At 58.2% G+C, this 18,451-nt stretch carries 18 protein-coding genes; 3 read left to right on the top strand and 15 right to left on the bottom strand.

Going from position 1 to position 18,451, the window contains the following annotated elements; translation table 11 throughout:
- Nucleotides 1-11: 11 nt before the first annotated feature.
- Nucleotides 12-764 carry a cytochrome c biogenesis CcdA family protein gene (locus ACR0ES_RS01190; protein ID WP_267364596.1) on the bottom strand — a complete coding sequence of 251 codons (753 nt, stop codon included), beginning with the start codon at nt 762-764 and terminating at the stop codon, nt 12-14.
- Between the two features lie 106 nt (nt 765-870).
- Between ACR0ES_RS01190 and ACR0ES_RS01185 the strand changes: the two genes are divergently transcribed.
- Nucleotides 871-1,104, top strand: coding sequence for a sulfurtransferase TusA family protein (locus ACR0ES_RS01185; RefSeq protein WP_480481072.1), 234 nt, complete (start codon nt 871-873; stop codon nt 1,102-1,104).
- 43 nt (nt 1,105-1,147) lie between these two features.
- Here ACR0ES_RS01185 and ACR0ES_RS01180 read toward each other — a convergent pair whose 3' ends face one another.
- The 7 genes from ACR0ES_RS01180 to purC all read right to left on the bottom strand — a co-directional run bounded on the left by ACR0ES_RS01180 (nt 1,148) and on the right by purC (nt 10,603).
- On the bottom strand, nt 1,148-3,940 hold the full coding sequence (locus ACR0ES_RS01180) for an Rne/Rng family ribonuclease (protein ID WP_480869256.1): 2,793 nt from the start codon (nt 3,938-3,940) through the stop codon (nt 1,148-1,150).
- Between the two features lie 502 nt (nt 3,941-4,442).
- Nucleotides 4,443-5,777, bottom strand: coding sequence for a sigma-54-dependent transcriptional regulator (locus ACR0ES_RS01175; RefSeq protein ID WP_480476731.1), 1,335 nt, complete (start codon nt 5,775-5,777; stop codon nt 4,443-4,445).
- 12 nt (nt 5,778-5,789) lie between these two features.
- Entirely contained in the window at nt 5,790-7,535 is a 1,746-nt protein-coding gene (locus ACR0ES_RS01170; protein WP_480481076.1) for a sensor histidine kinase, read from the bottom strand.
- A 69-nt stretch (nt 7,536-7,604) separates the two neighbouring features.
- A complete protein-coding gene (gene purQ / locus ACR0ES_RS01165) occupies nt 7,605-8,273 on the bottom strand; it encodes a phosphoribosylformylglycinamidine synthase subunit PurQ (RefSeq protein ID WP_267364602.1) in 669 nt (222 codons plus the stop codon).
- A gap of 11 nt (nt 8,274-8,284) precedes the next feature.
- Nucleotides 8,285-9,328, bottom strand: a complete 1,044-nt coding sequence (locus ACR0ES_RS01160) for a zinc-dependent alcohol dehydrogenase family protein (RefSeq protein WP_480772659.1) — start codon at nt 9,326-9,328, stop codon at nt 8,285-8,287.
- Nucleotides 9,329-9,331: 3 nt separating this feature from the next.
- Nucleotides 9,332-9,562, bottom strand: a complete 231-nt coding sequence (purS, locus tag ACR0ES_RS01155) for a phosphoribosylformylglycinamidine synthase subunit PurS (RefSeq protein WP_480485730.1) — start codon at nt 9,560-9,562, stop codon at nt 9,332-9,334.
- Between the two features lie 285 nt (nt 9,563-9,847).
- Nucleotides 9,848-10,603 carry a phosphoribosylaminoimidazolesuccinocarboxamide synthase gene (gene purC / locus ACR0ES_RS01150; RefSeq protein WP_209504015.1) on the bottom strand — a complete coding sequence of 252 codons (756 nt, stop codon included), beginning with the start codon at nt 10,601-10,603 and terminating at the stop codon, nt 9,848-9,850.
- A 186-nt stretch (nt 10,604-10,789) separates the two neighbouring features.
- Between purC and ACR0ES_RS01145 the strand changes: the two genes are divergently transcribed.
- Nucleotides 10,790-11,110, top strand: coding sequence for a DUF1476 domain-containing protein (locus tag ACR0ES_RS01145; protein ID WP_209596151.1), 321 nt, complete (start codon nt 10,790-10,792; stop codon nt 11,108-11,110).
- Between the two features lie 125 nt (nt 11,111-11,235).
- On the top strand, nt 11,236-12,249 hold the full coding sequence (gene bmt, locus ACR0ES_RS01140) for a betaine--homocysteine S-methyltransferase (RefSeq protein WP_480869255.1): 1,014 nt from the start codon (nt 11,236-11,238) through the stop codon (nt 12,247-12,249).
- A gap of 6 nt (nt 12,250-12,255) precedes the next feature.
- On the opposite strand, the gene ACR0ES_RS01135 is transcribed toward bmt, so the two are convergent.
- The 7 genes from ACR0ES_RS01135 to argC form a co-directional block, all read right to left on the bottom strand.
- Nucleotides 12,256-13,032 (bottom strand): enoyl-CoA hydratase-related protein, encoded by a 777-nt coding sequence (locus tag ACR0ES_RS01135; RefSeq protein WP_480869253.1) that lies wholly within the window; start codon nt 13,030-13,032, stop codon nt 12,256-12,258.
- 76 nt (nt 13,033-13,108) lie between these two features.
- A complete protein-coding gene (locus ACR0ES_RS01130) occupies nt 13,109-13,564 on the bottom strand; it encodes a cytochrome c-type biogenesis protein (protein WP_480505293.1) in 456 nt (151 codons plus the stop codon).
- Nucleotides 13,561-15,525, bottom strand: coding sequence for a heme lyase CcmF/NrfE family subunit (locus tag ACR0ES_RS01125; protein WP_480869252.1), 1,965 nt, complete (start codon nt 15,523-15,525; stop codon nt 13,561-13,563). Before ACR0ES_RS01125 ends, ACR0ES_RS01130 begins: the two co-directional genes overlap by 4 nt.
- A 75-nt stretch (nt 15,526-15,600) precedes the next feature.
- Nucleotides 15,601-16,179 (bottom strand): holin family protein, encoded by a 579-nt coding sequence (locus tag ACR0ES_RS01120; protein WP_480584121.1) that lies wholly within the window; start codon nt 16,177-16,179, stop codon nt 15,601-15,603.
- Nucleotides 16,170-16,781, bottom strand: coding sequence for a holin-associated N-acetylmuramidase (locus ACR0ES_RS01115; protein ID WP_480869251.1), 612 nt, complete (start codon nt 16,779-16,781; stop codon nt 16,170-16,172). The genes ACR0ES_RS01120 and ACR0ES_RS01115 overlap by 10 nt, the downstream gene beginning before the upstream one ends.
- Nucleotides 16,782-16,897: 116 nt before the next feature.
- Nucleotides 16,898-17,344 (bottom strand): cytochrome c maturation protein CcmE, encoded by a 447-nt coding sequence (gene ccmE, locus ACR0ES_RS01110; RefSeq protein ID WP_209504023.1) that lies wholly within the window; start codon nt 17,342-17,344, stop codon nt 16,898-16,900.
- A gap of 7 nt (nt 17,345-17,351) precedes the next feature.
- Nucleotides 17,352-18,380: an N-acetyl-gamma-glutamyl-phosphate reductase gene (gene argC, locus ACR0ES_RS01105; protein WP_480869249.1), complete on the bottom strand. Its 1,029-nt coding sequence runs from the start codon at nt 18,378-18,380 to the stop codon at nt 17,352-17,354.
- Between the last annotated feature and the right edge of the window lie 71 nt (nt 18,381-18,451).

The following is an 18,451-nucleotide window of genomic DNA, read 5'->3' as shown; positions in this document are numbered from 1 at the left end:
GGGTCAGACGCTCAGCCGAAATTCGCAAGTGCCGGGAAGGTTTCCAGCAACCACCAGCTGAAGCGGGTGAACAGGCCTGTGACCAGCATGATGCCCACGAACAGAAGCAGCCCCCCCATGACCTTTTCGATCACACCCATATAGGGCTTGATCCGGTTCATCACCGTCATAGAGCGGTTTAGGAACATGGCTGCGAGCAGGAACGGAATACCCAATCCGGCTGCATAGACACCCAGCAACAGCGTGCCCCGCGCCACCGAGGCTTCGGTCGCCGCAAGGGACAGGATCGCGCCCAGTTGGGGCCCGATACAGGGCGTCCAGCCGAATGCGAAGGCCAATCCAAGAATATAAGCACCAAAGACCGAGCCACCGGAATCACCGGTTTCGATCCGCGCTTCGCGGTCCAGAAAGGGGATGCGGAAGACATTCAGGAAATGCAGGCCAAAGACAATGACAACGGCCCCCGACAGCTTGGCAAAAAGTACCTGATTTTGCAGCACGAACACTCCAAAAGCAGAAGCGGTAAAGCCCAACAGCAGAAAAACCGTCGACAGGCCCAGCACAAAGAACAGCGCTGACATGGTTGCCTTGCGCCGGGCGCGGGTCTCATCCTGCATTTCGTTGATCGTGACGCCGCTCATATATGCCAGATAGGGCGGCACGATGGGCAGCACACAAGGCGACAGAAAGCTGATCAGGCCACCCAGCAGGGCAACAAACATGGCGGGCAGCAGCCCCGCGTCTATGATTTCTATTCCGAACATGTCTAAGCACATAAGTGATGATTGGCGGTCCGTCACGGGGCCAATGAGTCACATCCTCGTGCTTGGAATCTGGACAATATTACAACTACGCCCTATCCCGAAAATCATGTCAGAGATTACAGATACGCTGGATGCGCTGGGCCTTCTTTGCCCCCTGCCCGTCCTCAAGGCCCGCAAACGGCTGAAATCCATGCCGCAAGGTTCTGTGTTGCGTGTACTGGCTGATGACCCGGCAGCCATCATCGATGTCCCGCATTTTTGCGCCGAAGCTGGCCACACATTGCTGTCTCAGGATTTGGATGGCGAACATCAGGTCTATCTGATCCAAAAATCCGACTGACTTAATGATATAAAAAAGGCGGGCAAATCTGCCCGCCCTTTCATCAGTTGCCCAACGACCACCATCCGCGCCGTTTGGGCCTGTCGGATTCTGGCTCAGGTTCATCTGCCACAGTTTCAAGCACCGGTTCAGGTTCTGCTGCCACGGGTGTTTCTTCCACGGGCGCGTCTTCGACCGGCTCATCGGCAGATTGAACTTCAGGTTCTTCCATCGCAACGATCGCTTCAGCTTGCGCGACTTCCTCAGTCTGCTCGGCCACCTCTGTTGCTTCCGGCTTAGCTTCAGCAGCCTCAGCCGCTTCGCTTTGCTCGGCGACAACCGCCTCGGCAGGTTCGGATTCAGCGTCTGAGGCCGCCTCTTCAACTACCGGTGCATCAGCCGCGGTATCGGCATCAGTTGCTTCTGTCTGTTCCGAAGCCTCTTCTGCCACCGCATCTTTCTTACGACGGCGCGGAGCGCGCTTGCGTTTGGGCTTGGCGGGTTTTTCCTCTTCCGTCGCTTCGGCTTCGGTTGCCTCGACAGCGGTCTCGGTTTCAGCGGATTCGCCTGCGGCATCCTCCTGCTCTGTCCCTTCACCGTCATCCGCGCCCTGTTCCGGCGCGTCACCATTGCCCCCGCCCTTCTTGCGACGACGACGGCGGCGCTTGCGCTTGGGTTTGGTGTCATCTTCGGTCGGCGCGATATCCTCTTCGGTTTCTTCCTCGTCCGAAGAATCGACCAGATCCATCAGCGAGGCATCGACCGACACGACAGGTGCTGTCGCTTCGGGAACAATGCGGCTGGCGGTCTTGAATTTCTCCATCGAGAAATCCGGGCTGACCAGATGCACATCGCCTTCGATCCGTACAGACAGGCCATAGCGCGATTCGATCTGTGCAATATGCTCGCGCTTCTGGTTCATCAGGAAGTTCGCGATACTGACCGGGCAGCGCACCAGAACCTCGCGCGAGCGGCGGCGGGTGCCTTCCTCTTCGATCTGACGCAGGATCGACAGTGCCATGTTGTCGTCCGAACGGATCAGGCCGGTGCCGTGGCATGCCGGGCATGGCTGCGTGGTCGCCTCGATCATACCGGGGCGCAGCCTCTGACGGCTCATCTCGAGCAGGCCAAAACCTGAAATCCGGCCGACCTGAATGCGGGCACGGTCGGTTTTCAGCTTGTCCTTCAGACGCTTTTCAACGGACGCATTGTTCTTGCGCTCGTCCATATCGATGAAATCGATGACAATCAGACCGGCAAGGTCACGCAGACGCAACTGGCGGGCCACTTCTTCCGCAGCCTCAAGGTTGGTTTTCAGCGCCGTTTCCTCGATCGAGCCTTCTTTCGTGGCCCGGCCCGAGTTCACGTCGATTGCCACCAGCGCTTCGGTCACGCCGATCACGATATACCCGCCAGATTTCAGCTGAACAGTCGGGTTGAACATCCCCGCCAGGTAGCTTTCCACCTGATAGCGTGCAAACAGCGGCAGCGCGTCCTCGTACCGTTTCACATTCTTGGCGTGCGACGGCATGATCATCTTCATGAAGTCTTTGGCGATGCGGTATCCGCCCTCGCCCTCGACCAAAACCTCATCGATATCGCGGTTATAAAGGTCCCGGATCGACCGTTTGATCAGATCGCCTTCTTCATAGATCTTCGCAGGTGCGATGGATTCCAGGGTCAGTGCCCGGATCTGCTCCCACAGGCGTTGCAGGTATTCATAGTCGCGCTTGATTTCCGATTTGGTGCGCTTGGCGCCCGCAGTCCGGATAATCAAACCCGCCCCCGTGGGCACATCAATATCCGCGGCGATTTCTTTCAGTTTCTTGCGGTCAACCGCGTTGGTGATCTTGCGGCTGATCCCACCGCCACGCGCGGTGTTTGGCATCAGAACACAATAGCGACCGGCCAGCGACAGATATGTCGTCAGGGCTGCCCCCTTGTTGCCGCGCTCTTCCTTGACGACCTGCACCAGCAACACCTGGCGCACTTTGATCACTTCCTGAATCTTGTACCGGCGCGGGCGTGGCTTGCGCGGAGGGCGGATGTCTTCGCTGTCGTCTTCCTCGGCCACGGATTCAATCGTGTCATCTTTCGCGGCAGCGTCTGCGTGTTCTTCATCCGCGTCGCCATCATCTTCGTCCTGGTCATCTTCAGACAATTCAGACGCTTCATCGCCATCGTCAGCGCTTGAAACATCCGCCGCGTCATCAGAATCCCCTGCTGCGTCGTCTTGTGAAGACTCAACTGTTTCAGCCTCTGCCTCGTCTTCCGAAGCCGTTCCCTCTACAGTTTCATCTGACACAGCTTCCGGCGCTTCGTTGTCCTCAGGCTCCTCAACAGGGGTCTCAGCGACGACTTCCATTGGCGATGTCCCCTCGGGCACCTCCATGTCCGCTTCGTCACTGTCGTCAAAATCGATGGTTTCCATACCGGTCGGCTCGGTCGAAACTTCCATCGTTTCGACCAAATCGTCCGACTTCAGATCCGCGGCCTTTGATCGGGACCGAGAACGCCGCTTTTTCGGCTTGCCCTCGTCGGCCTCATCCCGCGCCTTCATGGCCTCGGCATAAGCGCGCTCTTCCTCCATCAACGCCTCGCGGTCGGCGATGGGGATCTGGTAATAGTCCGGGTGAATTTCCGAAAACGCCAGGAAGCCGTGCCGGTTCCCGCCATAATCCACAAAGGCCGCCTGAAGCGACGGCTCAACCCGTGTTACTTTTGCAAGATAGATGTTGCCAGCAAGCTGGCGCTTGTTTTCGGATTCAAAATCGAACTCCTCGACCTTGTTTCCGTCGACCACCACGACGCGGGTTTCCTCCGCGTGGGTGGCATCGATAAGCATTTTCTTAGCCATGTGTCCTTGGTGCACCGCGCCAAACGCGTTATCCTGACCCGTCCAGGTGGACAGGCACATTTGGGGAGGTGTCTTGTCAGGGCGATATTGGACGGCGCGCGGCAGGGTCTGGCGCTGTGGCCCCCTGCCCGGTCACTCAATCGTTGCGCGCGCGTCATCGCGGTTCTTCTCCGACAGGCGCGTTAGCCGCAGCCTGCCCATTATTCCTTTCGCCCGACATGTCGGACTCAGGTACTACATTGCCCCAAATGAGGCACAATCGGTCTGCTTTGCGGCGAACAATCCGTCATCACCATCAGCAAAGCAGCGAAACTCAATGATTCGGGGCTTATGGACACAAAACTGGCCCGGCCCGTCCGGACACAATAAAAGCAGTCCTGTGGAAAAGACAATGGGCAAACTGCACCGCCCCTGCGACGGCGTGCGGGATCGCCTTCATCTGGCCAAAAACATCCCGGGGGAGTCGCCAAAGGCGACGGGGGCAGAGCCCCCGCCACAAAGTTTACAGATAGTCCGACCGCTGGAGGCCGTATTTGGCCATCTTTTCATTCAGCGTCCGGCGCGGCAGGCACAGCTCATCCATCACAGACGCGATTGAGCCTTTGTGCCGCCGCATAGTGTTATCGATCAGCATCCGTTCAAAGGCTTCGACATATTCCTTCAGCGGCTTGCCTTCAGTGGTCATGACCGGCTGCATTTCCTCGTGATCCGACATCAACAGCGAGGCGATCGTTCCGGACCCACGGCGCGATTGCAGCACCGCGCGTTCGGCAATGTTGATCAACTGGCGCACGTTCCCCGGCCAGGGTGCCTGCAACAGCTGCGCGGCTTCCTGAGCGCTTACCTGAGGCGCATCGCAGCCGTATTCTTCGGCGAACTGCTCGCTCAGACGGGTAAACAGGGTCAGAATATCCTCGCCCCTCTGGCGCAGGGGCGGCATGGTGATGCGCAAGGCGGCCAGTCGGTAGAACAGGTCCGGCCGTAAGACATCTTCGGAGGTTTTTCCCGCCTCTTGCAGGTTCGAGATCGCTACGATGCGTGTCTCGGCCGGCGTGCCCTGCTCGTTCATCACGCTGAGCAGCTTGGCTTGCAGGGAATCGTTGAGCGCTTCGACATCTTCCAGAACCAGCGTTCCGCCCCGCGCCTCTTCGATGGCGGGCAATTGGGCGTCTTCAGGCATCATCGGCCCAAACAGACGTTTGGCCAACGCGTCTTCCTCGTGCGCCGCGCAGGACACCAGCACGAATTTCTTGCCGGCACGGCTTCCAACCGCATGCAGGGCGTGTGCGACAAGCGTCTTTCCGGTCCCTGTCTCTCCGTCGATCAGCACATGGCCATCCGCCTGACCTAGATCGAGGATATCCTCGCGCAGGCGTTCCATAACCGGGCTGGCACCGATCAGTTTGTTCATGATCTGGGTGCCGCCGGACAATTCCCGGCGCAGCGCGCGGTTGTCCAGCGTCAGACGCCGCGCATTGCTGGCCCGTTTGGCCAGTTCAGACATGCGGTCGGGGTTGAAGGGTTTTTCAAGGAAATCGAATGCACCGACACGCATCGCCTCGACAGCCATCGGAACATCGCCGTGACCGGTGATCATGATCACGGGCAAGGTGCTGTCAGCGCCCATCAGCTTTTTGAGAAGCTGAATGCCGTCCATTCCGGGCATCTTGATGTCCGAAATCACTATCCCCGGATAATCCGGACCCAACACCTTGAGCGCATCTTCCGCGCTGGCGAAGGTTTCCGTGTCATAGCCGGACAAAGCGAGCCACTGGCTGATCGATTGGCGCATGTCCTGTTCATCGTCAACAATGGCAATTTTCATGGCTTGTGCCATAGTCATTCCTCGTTATTCCGCGGCTTCAAGGCCGTCGCTTCCCAGTGCAGGCAACTGCATTTCAAACACCGCACCGCCATATTGGCCGTTGCGTGCAGTCAGCCGTCCCCCATGGTCGTTCACGATCCCCGACGAGATGGCAAGCCCCAGACCAACACCGTCTCCGGGCTGTTTGGTTGTGTAGAACGGCTCGAACAGGTTTTCGATATCCTCGATTCCGTGCCCGTTGTCGCGTACGGTCAGCACAGCCGTGTCACCAGCTGCCAGGATGATTTCCACATCTGGCTCCGCCACTGATTTGGTGGCGTCCAGCGCGTTTCGCAAGAGGTTGACCATGACCTGCTCGATGCGCATTCGGTCCCCCATCACGATCACGGGTTCCTCTGGTACGATCTGTGTGATCTTCACGTGTCGCTGACGCAATTGCGGCTCCATCATCGACAGGGACGAGGCCAGCGCTTCACCAAGATTTACTGGTGAAAACGCATCCGCACCCTTGCGCGCATAAGACTTGAGCTGCCGGGTAATTGCCCCCATCCGTTCGATCAGACCATCAATGCGGCCAAAGCTGGCAAGGGCCTCTTCCGGGCGGTTGCGGCGCAGCAACAGGCGGGCCCCGGCCAGATAGGTTTTCATCGCCGCCAGTGGCTGGTTCAGCTCGTGACTGACCGCCGCCGACATCTCGCCCAGGGCGGCCAGTTTCGAGCTTTGCGCAAGCGTCTGTTCCGCCAAATCCAGCGTCTTTTCAACCCGTTCACGTTCAGCGATTTCCCGCTGTAGCCGTGCGTTCAATGCGCGAAGCTCTGCCGACTCGCGCTGGAACAGGGTCATGCGCAACGTGGCGCGACGGCTCAACGCATAGAACGCAAGCGCCAGAAGAATCGCAAACCCCATGATTTCCAGCGCCAGAACGCTGTTCACCTTTTCCCGGATCGAGGCATAGGTCGTGAACGAGGTCATCTGCCAGCCGCGGAACGGAATGCGCGTCTCGATCCGCATTACCGCTTCGCCCTGAAGATAGGCATCAGGCGGCAGCGCGGTCCAATCGGTTGTAGCGCGGATGGCGCGCTGGATCGCACCTTGTGGAGGTTGGCGCAGCATCGCCGTGTTCTCATCCAGCCCGCGCCACCGGGGTTCCGTAGACAGAATGATGTTGCCGGTGCTGTCGGTAACCATCACTGCATCCGAGATACCGGCCCAGGCGCGTTCGAACTTCTGCAGGTCAACCTCGACGACGATCACCCCCAGAAACTCCGCCCCGTTCTCCAACCGGCGCGAATATACAAAGCTGTATCCGCCTGCATCCTTGGGAATAACGGAGAAGATCGTCGCGTTCGAGCGGATCGCATCCACAAAATAGGGCGTGTTCCGGTGCCCCTCGCCCAACCTGTTCCGGTCGGTCGCGGCAACTGTGCGCCCGTCGCTGTCCAGCAATACCAGTGAGGCCGCGCCGATCTCTTCTACGAATGAAATAAGGCGCTGTGTCGACAGGGTGTAATCGCCTGACTGCAATGCCGAAATCAATGTCGGGTCGCGGGCAAGCAATTGCGGAACAATCGAGTTGCGGCGCAGTTCACTCAGCAAGTTGCCCGAATACAGCGTCAGCCGCAGTTCCGCCCGGTTGCGCGTGGATTCGGTGAACCTGTCGGTCAACAGCCGGTTCGTGACCCACACCGTTGCAATTGTCGCGACCAGCAGAACAAGAACCGCCAGCCGCAACCGCCAGCCCAGCGGTGCACCACGAAACGGTTTCAACATATTTGACCAGCCAGATCGAACTTCGGGGTTCATGGCGAAAGGTTACGCCCCGGCGGGCGAGACCTCAAGTCACGCCGCTTCAAACACACCTGACAATGCGCGGAACAACGCCACCCCATCTGTGCCGCCATGGCCCTGATCTGCTGCGCGTTCGGGGTGCGGCATCATTCCAAGCACGCGGCGGTTTTCCGACAGGATCCCGGCGATATCCCCGACCGAGCCGTTCGGGTTTTCGGCATAGGTGAACGCGATCCGGTCCTGATCTTTCAAAGCGGCCAGTGTCGTGTCATCCGCAAAATAGTTGCCATCGTGGTGCGCAATCGGAATACCGATCACATCGCCTGCGTTGTAACCGCTGGTAAACGCGCTGTCGCTGGTTTCAACCCTTAGGCCAACGGTCTTGCAGATGTATTTCAGCCCGGCATTACGCAGCAAGGCGCCCGGCAAAATGCCGGTTTCGGTCAGAACCTGAAAACCGTTGCAAATTCCAACGGCATAACCGCCACGTTGCGTGTGTTCGACCACGGCCTTGCAAATCGGCGATTGCGCCGCGATTGCGCCGCAACGCAGGTAATCTCCGTAAGAGAACCCGCCCGGCACACCCACGATATCAATACCTTTGGGCAAAGCCGCGTCTTTGTGCCAGACCATATCGACCTGAAAACCGGCCTGCTCAAAGGCGACGGCAAGATCTCGGTCACAGTTGGATCCGGGGAATACGATTACGGCTGCACGCATGGCGGGCCCTCCTACGAGACAAAATCTGTGACAACCGCAACACCCGGAGGCGTTGGATGGTCAAAAGCGGCAAGCTCGGCGCTTACCTGGTTCAGGGTTATTTTCCGGGTCACCAGCGGGCTCAGGTCGACCCCTTGACCCGCGATCAGCGACAACAGCGACGGATAGCGCCAGCTTGGCATCCCGCGGGTGCCAAATACGGAGAGCTGACCAGAATAGAGCACATCCATCGGCAGCGACATCTGCGCATGGTCCCCTGCGGGCATTCCGATTTGCACCATGCGCCCCATTTTGCGCAGGGATCGCATGGCGGAAACGGTCGTGGCTTCGACGCCAAGTGCCTCGATCGCAACATCGGCGCCGCCACCGGTGATGTCCTTCACCGCCTGAGGGGCATCGCATGTCGCAGCGTTGACCACCGCATCGGCGCCCAGAGTTTCGGCATAGGCCAGCTTGTCCTCGGCGATATCGACAACGATTACACGCGCGCCAAGCGCCTTGCCCAGAAGAAGTGTTGATATTCCGACGCCGCCGCCGCCAAAGACAGCGATCCACTCACCACCCTGCACTTGCGCCCGGCTAACAAGCGCCTGCCACGCCGTGGTTACGCGGCACCCCAATGCGGCAGCGATTTCGGGCGCGATGCTGTCGGGCAAGGATGTCAGGTTGGCATCGGCATGAGCGACGGCAACATATTCAGCAAAAGCCCCGTCACAGGTAAAGCCGGGTACGACCTGGTTCGGACAGATTGTCTGATGACCCTGCGCGCAGTCCGGGCAATGCCCACAGGCAAGGATAAAGGGCGCAATCACCCGGTCCCCGACACGCCACCGTGTGACGCGCGCACCGACCGAGACCACCTCGCCGCAAAACTCGTGGCCGGGTGTCATGGGCAGGACAACGTCCGGGTCAGAGCCCGACCAGGCGTGCCAGTCGGACCTGCACACGCCGCAAGCCAGCACCCGCACCACAACACCGTCTTCGGCGGGAACCGGGTCGGGGATCGTCGACACCTCAAGCGGTTGACGATAGGTGATCAGACGCGCGGCCCGCATCAATCAGGCCAGTTCGATCTCGTAGCGTTCGATGACGGTGTTGGCCAAAAGCTTCTCGCACATCTCGGTCACGTCTGCCTCGGTCGCGCCATCGGCAAGCTCAAGATCGATGACTTTGCCTTGGCGCACGCCTTCGACCTGATCAAAGCCCATCGCACCCAATGCGTGCCGTACTGCTTCGCCCTGCGGGTCCAGCACCCCGTTCTTGAGCATCACATGAACCCGTGCTTTCATTTTGGCAACTCCACCTGAGGGCCGCATACAAGGCCCATTTCGTTGCGCGGGGGATAGCGCGCCTGATGGGTTTCGACAACCCTGTTTCAAACGCAGTTTGCCGCAGGCGGGTGACGATCCTGCGCCGTCAGATGGACCCGAGTAGTTGTGCTGGCACGGCGGCTGGAAACTTCGGAATAGTCATCTGATCAAACGGCCCGGCCACACGCAAACACCCTGCTCTGCCAATAACTTGGCAAAGGCAAAACGCCGCCCTGAGGGGGCGGCGCTGCTGAGATGGAATGTTTAGTTGATCAGCGTCGGCTTGGTGACATTACTGGCAGGCAGCACACCCAGCCTTCGGGCGACCTCGGAATAGGCATCTGTCAGACTGCCCAGATCGCGGCGGAATACATCCTTGTCCAGTTTCTGACCGGTCTTGATATCCCACAGGCGGCAGCTGTCCGGGCTGATTTCGTCCGCAACAACCAGCCGCTGATAGTCGCCTTCAAACACGCGCCCAATTTCGATCTTGAAGTCAACCAGACGGATTCCCACCGCCAGCATCACGCCGCTCAGGAAATCGTTCACGCGCAGCGCAAGGCTGAGGATGTCGTCCATGTCCTGCTGGCTGGCCCAGCCAAACGCGGCGATGTGTTCCTCGGTGACAAGAGGATCGCCCAAGGCATCATCCTTGAAGCAATATTCAACGATCGGACGAGGCAATTGCGTCCCTTCGGCAATGCCAAGACGTTTCGACATCGAACCCGCCGCGTAATTGCGCACGATCACTTCCAGCGGAATGATCTCGCAATTGCGCACCAGTTGTTCGCGCATATTCAGGCGCCGGATGAAGTGGTTCGGAATGCCAATCTGGGTCAGCCCGGTCATGAAGAACTCGGACAAACGGTTGTTCAGCACGCCTTTGCCGTCAATCACGTCCTTCTTCTCGGCATTGAACGCGGTGGCATCATCCTTGAAATACTGTACGATGGTGCCCGGCTCAGGGCCTTCATACAGAATTTTGGCCTTGCCTTCGTAGATTTTCTTGCGACGCGCCATAAGCGACCTTTCCAGACTGGCGAAAGGGAATGAGTCCCTTCACGTTGGCGTCCTCATAGTGCAAGCCCTGCGTTCCCGCAAGTTCGCTGCCCCGAGGGCCTTTGACGCAGCGCAAATACCTTGCACCCAGAGTGTCCTATTGTCATATCATCAGTGAGAAACGGTAATCCAAGGGGTCCCCAACCAATGACCACATTCGACGAACGTGAAGCCGCGTTTGAAAGCAAATTCGCCCATGACGAAAAGATGCAATTCATCGCACGGATGCGCCGCAACCGCTTTATGGCTGTCTGGGCATCTGCGCTGAAGGGCGAAACTGTTGAACAGGCACGGAAATACGGACAGGAACTGGTTCACACCGACCTGCAGCATGTCGGTGAGGACGACGTTGTTGAGGCGGTCAAGGCCTACCTGGGTGATCTTGCGGATGAAGCCACGATCCGTTCGAAGATGGCCGAGCTTCTGGTTGAGGCCAAAGAACAGGTGATGGTGGAAAGCGAGCACTGATTGCCTGAAATGCAAAATTCATGATCTTCATGAGTTTTATGAAATTGATTTGACGCCCTGGTCATGAGACATGGGGCGTCTCTGTTTTTTTTGCAGCGTTTACACGCTTTTTCTGGAATAACCCTATGACAAACGCGCTGAGCAAACTTCTGGACACCAAAGACGCCATCCTTGCGGACGGTGCAACCGGGACCAACTTATTTAACATGGGTCTGCAATCAGGTGATGCGCCTGAGCTGTGGAACGTGGATGCTCCGGACAAGATCAGGGCGCTGTATCAGGGGTCCGTCGACGCGGGCAGCGACCTGTTTCTGACCAATACGTTTGGGGGTACTGCCGCGCGTCTGAAACTGCATGATGCGCAGAACCGCGTGGGCGAGTTGAACCGTATCGGCGCAGAACTTGGACGTGAAGTCGCGGACAAAGCCGGGCGCCCTGTTGTCGTGGCCGGATCGGTTGGACCCACCGGCGAGATTATGGAACCGGTCGGCAGCCTGTCGCATTCCGAAGCGGTTGAAATGTTCCATGAACAAGCCGAGGCTTTGAAAGCGGGCGGAGTTGACGTTCTTTGGGTAGAAACCATCAGCGCACCAGAGGAATTCCGCGCAGCAGCCGAGGCCTTTGCACTGGCCGACATGCCCTGGTGCGGCACGATGAGCTTTGACACGGCCGGGCGCACGATGATGGGTGTCACCTCGGCCGATCTTGCGCTTTTGGTTGAAACCTTGCCAAACCCACCGATCGCTTTTGGGGCCAATTGTGGTACCGGCGCGTCGGATATCCTGCGCACGGTTCTGGGTTTTGCAGCGCAAGGCACCGAGCGCCCGCTGATCTCAAAGGGCAATGCGGGCATTCCGAAATACGTGGATGGCCATATCCACTATGACGGGACACCCGAACTGATGGGTCGGTATGCCACCATGGCGCGGGATTCGGGCGCAACAATCATCGGCGGGTGCTGCGGGACCATGCCCGATCATCTGCGCAAAATGCGCGAAGCGCTGGATACCACTTCGCGCGGCGAGCGTCCGACACTGGATCAGATCACCGAGGCACTGGGGCCGTTTTCGTCGGCTTCGGACGGAACCGAGGGAGACGCAGGCCCCGAACGCCGCACGCGTCGCCGTCGCCGCGCCTAACGTTTATCAACGCCCTTCGAATTTCGGAGGGCGTTTTTCCATGAACGCCACCACGCCTTCTGCAAAATCCCGCGACCGGCCACATTCACCTTGAAGATGCGCTTCGGTCGCAAGCTGCTGCTGCAATGTGTTTTCATACGTCCCGCGAATGGCACGTTTGATCGCGCCATAGGCGGCAGTTGGACCTTTGGCTAGATACTCTGCCCTTTTGTGCCAATGTGCGGCGAACGCATCATCGGGCACAGCTTCCCAGATCATGCCCCATTCTTCGGCCTGTCGGGCGCTGATCTTGTCAGCAAACAAGGCGGCCCCCATCGCTTTGGCCAAGCCCATCTGGCGCGGCATGAACCAGGTGCCCCCGGCATCGGGCAGCAGACCGATACGCGCAAAGGCCTGTAGGAAATACGCACTCTCAGTTGCAATAACCACATCCGCACACAGTGCAAGATTGGCCCCTGCCCCCGCAGCAGGTCCGTTCACAGCTGCAATCGTCGGAACCGGACAGCTGTGGATGGTTTCCAGCATCGGCTCGTATTCGTCGCGCAATGACCGTTCCAGATCGATCTTGCCAGTTGATGATGCATCGCCCAGATCCTGCCCGGAACAAAACGCCGGCCCTGCCCCGGTGATAACGATACAGCGCGCCTTAACCGCGGCGTCTTTCATCGCGTGGGTAATCTCTGCCCGCATCCGAGTGGTCAGCGCGTTCATCTTGTTCGGCCTGTTCAAGGTCAGAACCGCCAGACCGTCCGATATGTCCAATAGAACCGTTTCGTAATTCATGAAGACTTTTTCCCTCGCGCCACGTGTTTCAGCACATTTACTTGTCCGGGCAGGTTGGGAAAAGCAGAACCAAACGTCAGTCTTCAAGAATTTGGCGAAGGCGTTCCTGTTCTTCTGCGCTTAGAGCTTCGGTTTCATCTGAAACCTGCGCCCTAGCGCGTGTGCGAAGAAAGTTCAACCCGACTGCGGCAGCGATCAGCAACATGATTGGCCCGGCAAGCCACAACAGCAGATTCGAACCGCTGGTGGTGGGCTTGAGCAAGACATATTCGCCGTAGCGGTCAACGATAAACGCGACAGCCTCTTCGTCGCTGTCACCCGCAACCAGGCGTTCACGCAAAAGCAAGCGCAGATCGCGTGCCAGTTCAGCGTTGCTTTCGTCAATGCTTTCATTGCGACACACCAGGCATCGCAACCCGACACTCAGGTCGCGCGCCCGCTGCTCCAGAACAGGGTCGTCCAGAACTTCGTCAGGTTGTACCGCAAACACCGGCGCTGCCAGCAGCAGCAGGATCAATACAAGGCGTTTCATTCTGCGGGTACTCCGCCAGCGGGGGATTTGCGCGCACCTGCGGCGACACGGAACCGCCTGTCGCTCAGGCTAAGGACACCGCCGAGCGCCATCAGGATACATCCACCCCAGATCCAGTTCGCCAAAGGCTTGATATAGGTGCGCATGACCCAGCCGCCATCTGCCTGCTGATCCCCGATGACGACGTAAAGATCACCAAGAAAACGATAGTCAATCGCGGCCTCGGTCGTCGGCATGCGTGCAACGGGATAATCCCGTTTCTCGGGATGCAGCGTTCCGATGACGCGACCGCCCTTTTCGACCAGAACATCAGCCGTGGTTGAAAAATAGTTCGGCCCCTGTACCCGTCGCACGTCCTGCAATGTCAGTGTAAACTGACCCACTTCGAACGGCTGGTTCAGTTGCGCTACACGGATATCTTCCGCCTCCCACGCGGTCAGACCGGCAATCGCAAAGATCGTCACCCCAAGGCCGGTATGGGCAACTGCCTTACCCCAATCGGCGCCTGGAAGTCGGATCAGACGTATGAAGCTGCCATTGCGGCCTGTCCGGCTCCACAAATCAATGGCGGCACCGAATGTGATCCAAGCCCCCAGGAACAAGCCTACGGGTCCTAACGCGCTGCGGCCGGTCTGCATTGCCCAAACCAACAGCGCAATCGCCAGCGCCAGACCAAAGGCATAGCGCAGGGACCAGGCCGTTTTGCCCAGCCGACCGCGTTTCCACGGCAGCATTGCCCCGATTGGCAGGATAAGCCCCAGCAAAACCATGAATGGAGAAAACGCCGCGTTGAAAAACGGAGCCCCAACCGAAAGTTTGCGGTCAAACATCATCTCGGCCACCATCGGCCACATCGTCCCAACAAAAACGACGAAGCAACTGACCGCCAGAAGGACATTGTTCACGATCAGCGCGCTTTCGCGGCTGACCATGCCAAAAACGCCCTTGGCCTCCATCGCTTGCGCGCGTGCGGCAAACAAGGTAAGCGCGCCGCCGATGAAGAAGACCAGAATGATAAGGATGAACACACCGCGTTCCGGATCATTGGCAAAGGCGTGAACCGAGGTCAGCAGCCCTGATCGTACGATAAACGTACCGATGAGGGAAAATCCAAACGCGATGATTGCCAGCAGAATGGTCCAACTTTTCAATGCTTCGCGCTTTTCCACAACAATTGCCGAGTGCAACAGCGCCGCCGCCAGCAGCCAGGGCATGAAGGACGCGTTTTCGACCGGGTCCCAGAACCAGAAGCCGCCCCAGCCCAGCTCGTAATAGGCCCACCAGGATCCCAGCGCGATACCGATGGTCAGGAAAACCCAGGCCGCCAGCGTCCAGGGGCGTACCCACCGGCCCCAGGCCGCATCAATGCGCCCTTCGATCAGGGCAGCAATCGCAAAGCTGAATGCCATGCTCAAGCCGACGTAGCCGAGGTACAGAAACGGCGGGTGGAAGGCCAGCCCGGGGTCTTGCAGCAGCGGGTTCAGGTCGCGCCCGTCAAACGGAGCGATGGCAAGCCGGTCAAACGGGTTCGACGTGAACAGGATAAAACCGAAAAACGCCACGGCAATAGCCGATTGAACGGCCAGAACACGGGCTTTAAGTGTCGGTGGCAAGCCGCCACCAAAGAAGGCCGCCATCGCACCAAACAGGGTGACAATCAGCACCCACAGCAGCATAGATCCTTCGTGGTTGCCCCATGTTCCACTGATCTTGTACAGCATCGGCTTTGCCGTGTGGCTATTCTCGACCACAATCCTGAGGGAGAAGTCAGACGTTACAAACGCCCAGATCAATGCACCAAATGCAAACGCCGTCAGCAGGAACTGGACGATCGCGGCGGGCTCTGCAAAGCCCATCCAGCCGGTCCAGCGTTTTGAGGCGCCGATCAGGGGAACAACGCTTTGCACAATTGCGACAAAGAACGCGAGGATCAGGGTGAAGTGGCCAAGCTCTGTAATCATGCCCCGGAATATACGCCGGTGCGGAACCGGGGGCCATGACCTTTAGCTTGTTCTGCACGCACAAAGTGTCGCGGGTCAGATACCGCGTAGCTTTCGCCAATCGTTCAGCGCCTGGTTTTCCTCGGGACTTATGACATCGCTGTTCAGCACAGCATCCGGACCGGGATCAGCAACTCCCGGGCTGTCGCTCTGCATCGTGCGCAAGGCCTCGATATTGCTCATGACCGTTGGCAGTTGCGTCATGGTTGAGCGGATATCCCGCTGAAAATCCTGCATTTTACTTTGGTGACGCGCGCCAAAGTAAAACGATACGATCACGCCCAGCAACCACCAAAGCGGCTCTGGGACCAAGGCTATGCCCTGCATCCGTGCGGCAAACCATATTGGGTCGACCATGGCGGCAACAAACAAGCCAAGCGTTCCCAATGCCAGCGCCGGGCGCGGTAACCTGTTCACGCCGTCCATGACACGGTCAAAAAGACCCTTCTGAGGTGCCTGAAATTCAGAGCCAAACTGTAACATGGCTTGAGTTTGAATCTCATTGGCGCGTACTGCGCTTGCTTCGGTGTTTTCACGATAGAGTTCTGCGGTTTCCTGCAAGACGTTGCGCCCGTTACCAAACAAAAGCGCCAGCACACCTGAAATCAGCCCCATGCCGCGATCCTTCTGGTAAATTCGCTGTCCGAAAGATGATAACGCGGCGACAGAAACTCTTCGGCCCGTATTATCCAGCCACCTTTGCCGCCTGAACGGTTGCGCGCGTATTTTCTGGATGCAGGCCGCTGATCAGCAAGGCGAAAATAGTAGTTTCGCCGCGCAATCCCGTAGGCGTCGCGCAGGACATCGGGCTCTGGCTGCGCCGCGCTTTGGCAGGCCGCCACGGTTTGCGGGCCTATCACGCCGTCGGCGGTGACGTTAAACCCCATTTCCTGTAGCAGCCGCTGAAGGATCTTCACCGCCTGCGCACCGGCATTCACATACATGTCGAAAACCGAAGCATGCAGGGTTTCGGGAAGCTCCGCAATGTGCGGCTTGTCGAAATAGTGCTGCACAAAGATGTCGACCGCTTGTCGAGCGGACACTGCGCGCACATCCGCCTCGTCAACCCGACCGTCGCCAGTCAGATCCAAACCCAGCCTGCGCAGGGTGTGAATCGTGACCCCGAACTTGGTTGCCCCGCCCGGATCGTCGGGGTCATCAACAAAGCCCCCTTCACGGGCCACAATCTCTTTGGCAATTTGCCGAACCGTTTGCATACCACCCTCGTAACGTTAGGTGGCCACACCGTTTCCGACAGACATTAACGATTCAAAACGAAACGGAGCGCTGCATGCACCATGCACGCAACGCTCCGTAACAGAGTCAAACGGCTTCAGCTTTCTTCCGCGCCTTTGTAGACACCTTGCTCTTTCAGAGCGTCCATGACCTCTTTCGGCATGTAGGTCTCATCATGTTTGGCAAGAATTTCAGTCGCTTCAAAGACGCCGTTCACGTAACTTCCCGTGCCGATCATTCCCTGATTTTCCGAGAAAAGGTCAGGTAGAACACCTGTGAACGAGACCGGAACGCTTTCGCCGCCATCCGTTACAACAAAACGGATGGTTTCGCCCTGTCCGCGGATGATCGAGCCTTCTTCGACCAAGCCGCCAATCCGAAACACTTCGGTCGGTTTCGGCGGCTCTGCAATCACCTCGCTGGGCGAGCGGAAAAAGTTGATCCCGTCCTGCAATGCCCAACCAATCAACGCAGTTGCCGCCACCAAGGCAACAACTGCCACCAGAATGACTTGTACACGCCGACGTTTCTTGAGCGTTTTCATACCATCCTCACGGGAAAAGCGGGGCCATCATCAGGCCCAGAGTTTCATCTTCACCTAACATCAGGTTCGCGTTCTGCAAGGCTTGCCCACTGCTACCTTTTGTCAGGTTGTCCAGCGCCGCAATCACAATTGCGCGCCGCTCAATCCGATCGGCCACAACACCGATGTGACAGAAATTCGACCCCCGCACATGGTGGGTCGAAGGGGTCTCACCCATCGGCAGCATCTGGATGAACGGCTCATCCGCATAGGCTTTGGCAAGCGTTTCGTAGATGCTGTGCGGGTTACCCTTCACATAGGTTGTGGCCAGAATACCCCTGTTTGCAGGGATAAGGTGGGGCGTGAACTGCACATGCACAGCCCGACCGGCAAGTTTCGAAAACTCTTGATCGAACTCGCCAAGATGCCTGTGTGTCCCACCGACGGAATAGGCATTGCTGCCTTCGCTCAGTTCAGCGTGCAGCAGGTTTTCCTTCAGTGACCGCCCTGCCCCTGATACGGCGCATTTCAGATCAAGAACGATATCGTCCAGATCAATGACCCCGGCGGATATCAGTGGCCGCAGAACATATTGCCCGGTCGCCGCATTGCACCCGGTGCCCGCAACAAGCCGTGCCCCCTTGATGTCTTCGCGGTAGAACTCGGTCAGACCATAAATCGCCTCTTCCTGCTGTTTTAGCGCGGTATGCGGATTGCCATACCATTTTTCGTACTCGTCGGGGTCGGCCAGCCGGAAGTCGGCAGACAGGTCAATGATTTTCAGGTCTTTCGGCAAGTCCCGGATCACTTCCTGACTGGTTTTGTGCGGCAAGGCGCAAAAACACAGGTCGACCTGCGCAAAGTCGATCTCGGAGATTTTGCACAGATCCGGCAGATCCATGTGGCGCAGATGCGGGAAGACCTGCGCCATGGTCATGCCAGCCTTACGTTCGGCGGCCAGCGCGACGATATCCATGTTCGGGTGCTCGGCGATCAGCCGCACCAGTTCAGCGCCAGTATAGCCCGAAGCGCCCAGAATTGCGATTTTATGGGTCATGTCAGACCTCTTTCACTTGAGTGTCACATGTTTCGACCGCCGATGCGACGGCCTTGAAATAAGGGAAGCAG

Source organism: Ruegeria sp. N7 (genome assembly GCF_056531345.1).
The sequence above is the reverse complement of the archived record's forward strand: the minus strand, read 5'-3'. Positions and strand labels throughout refer to the sequence as shown.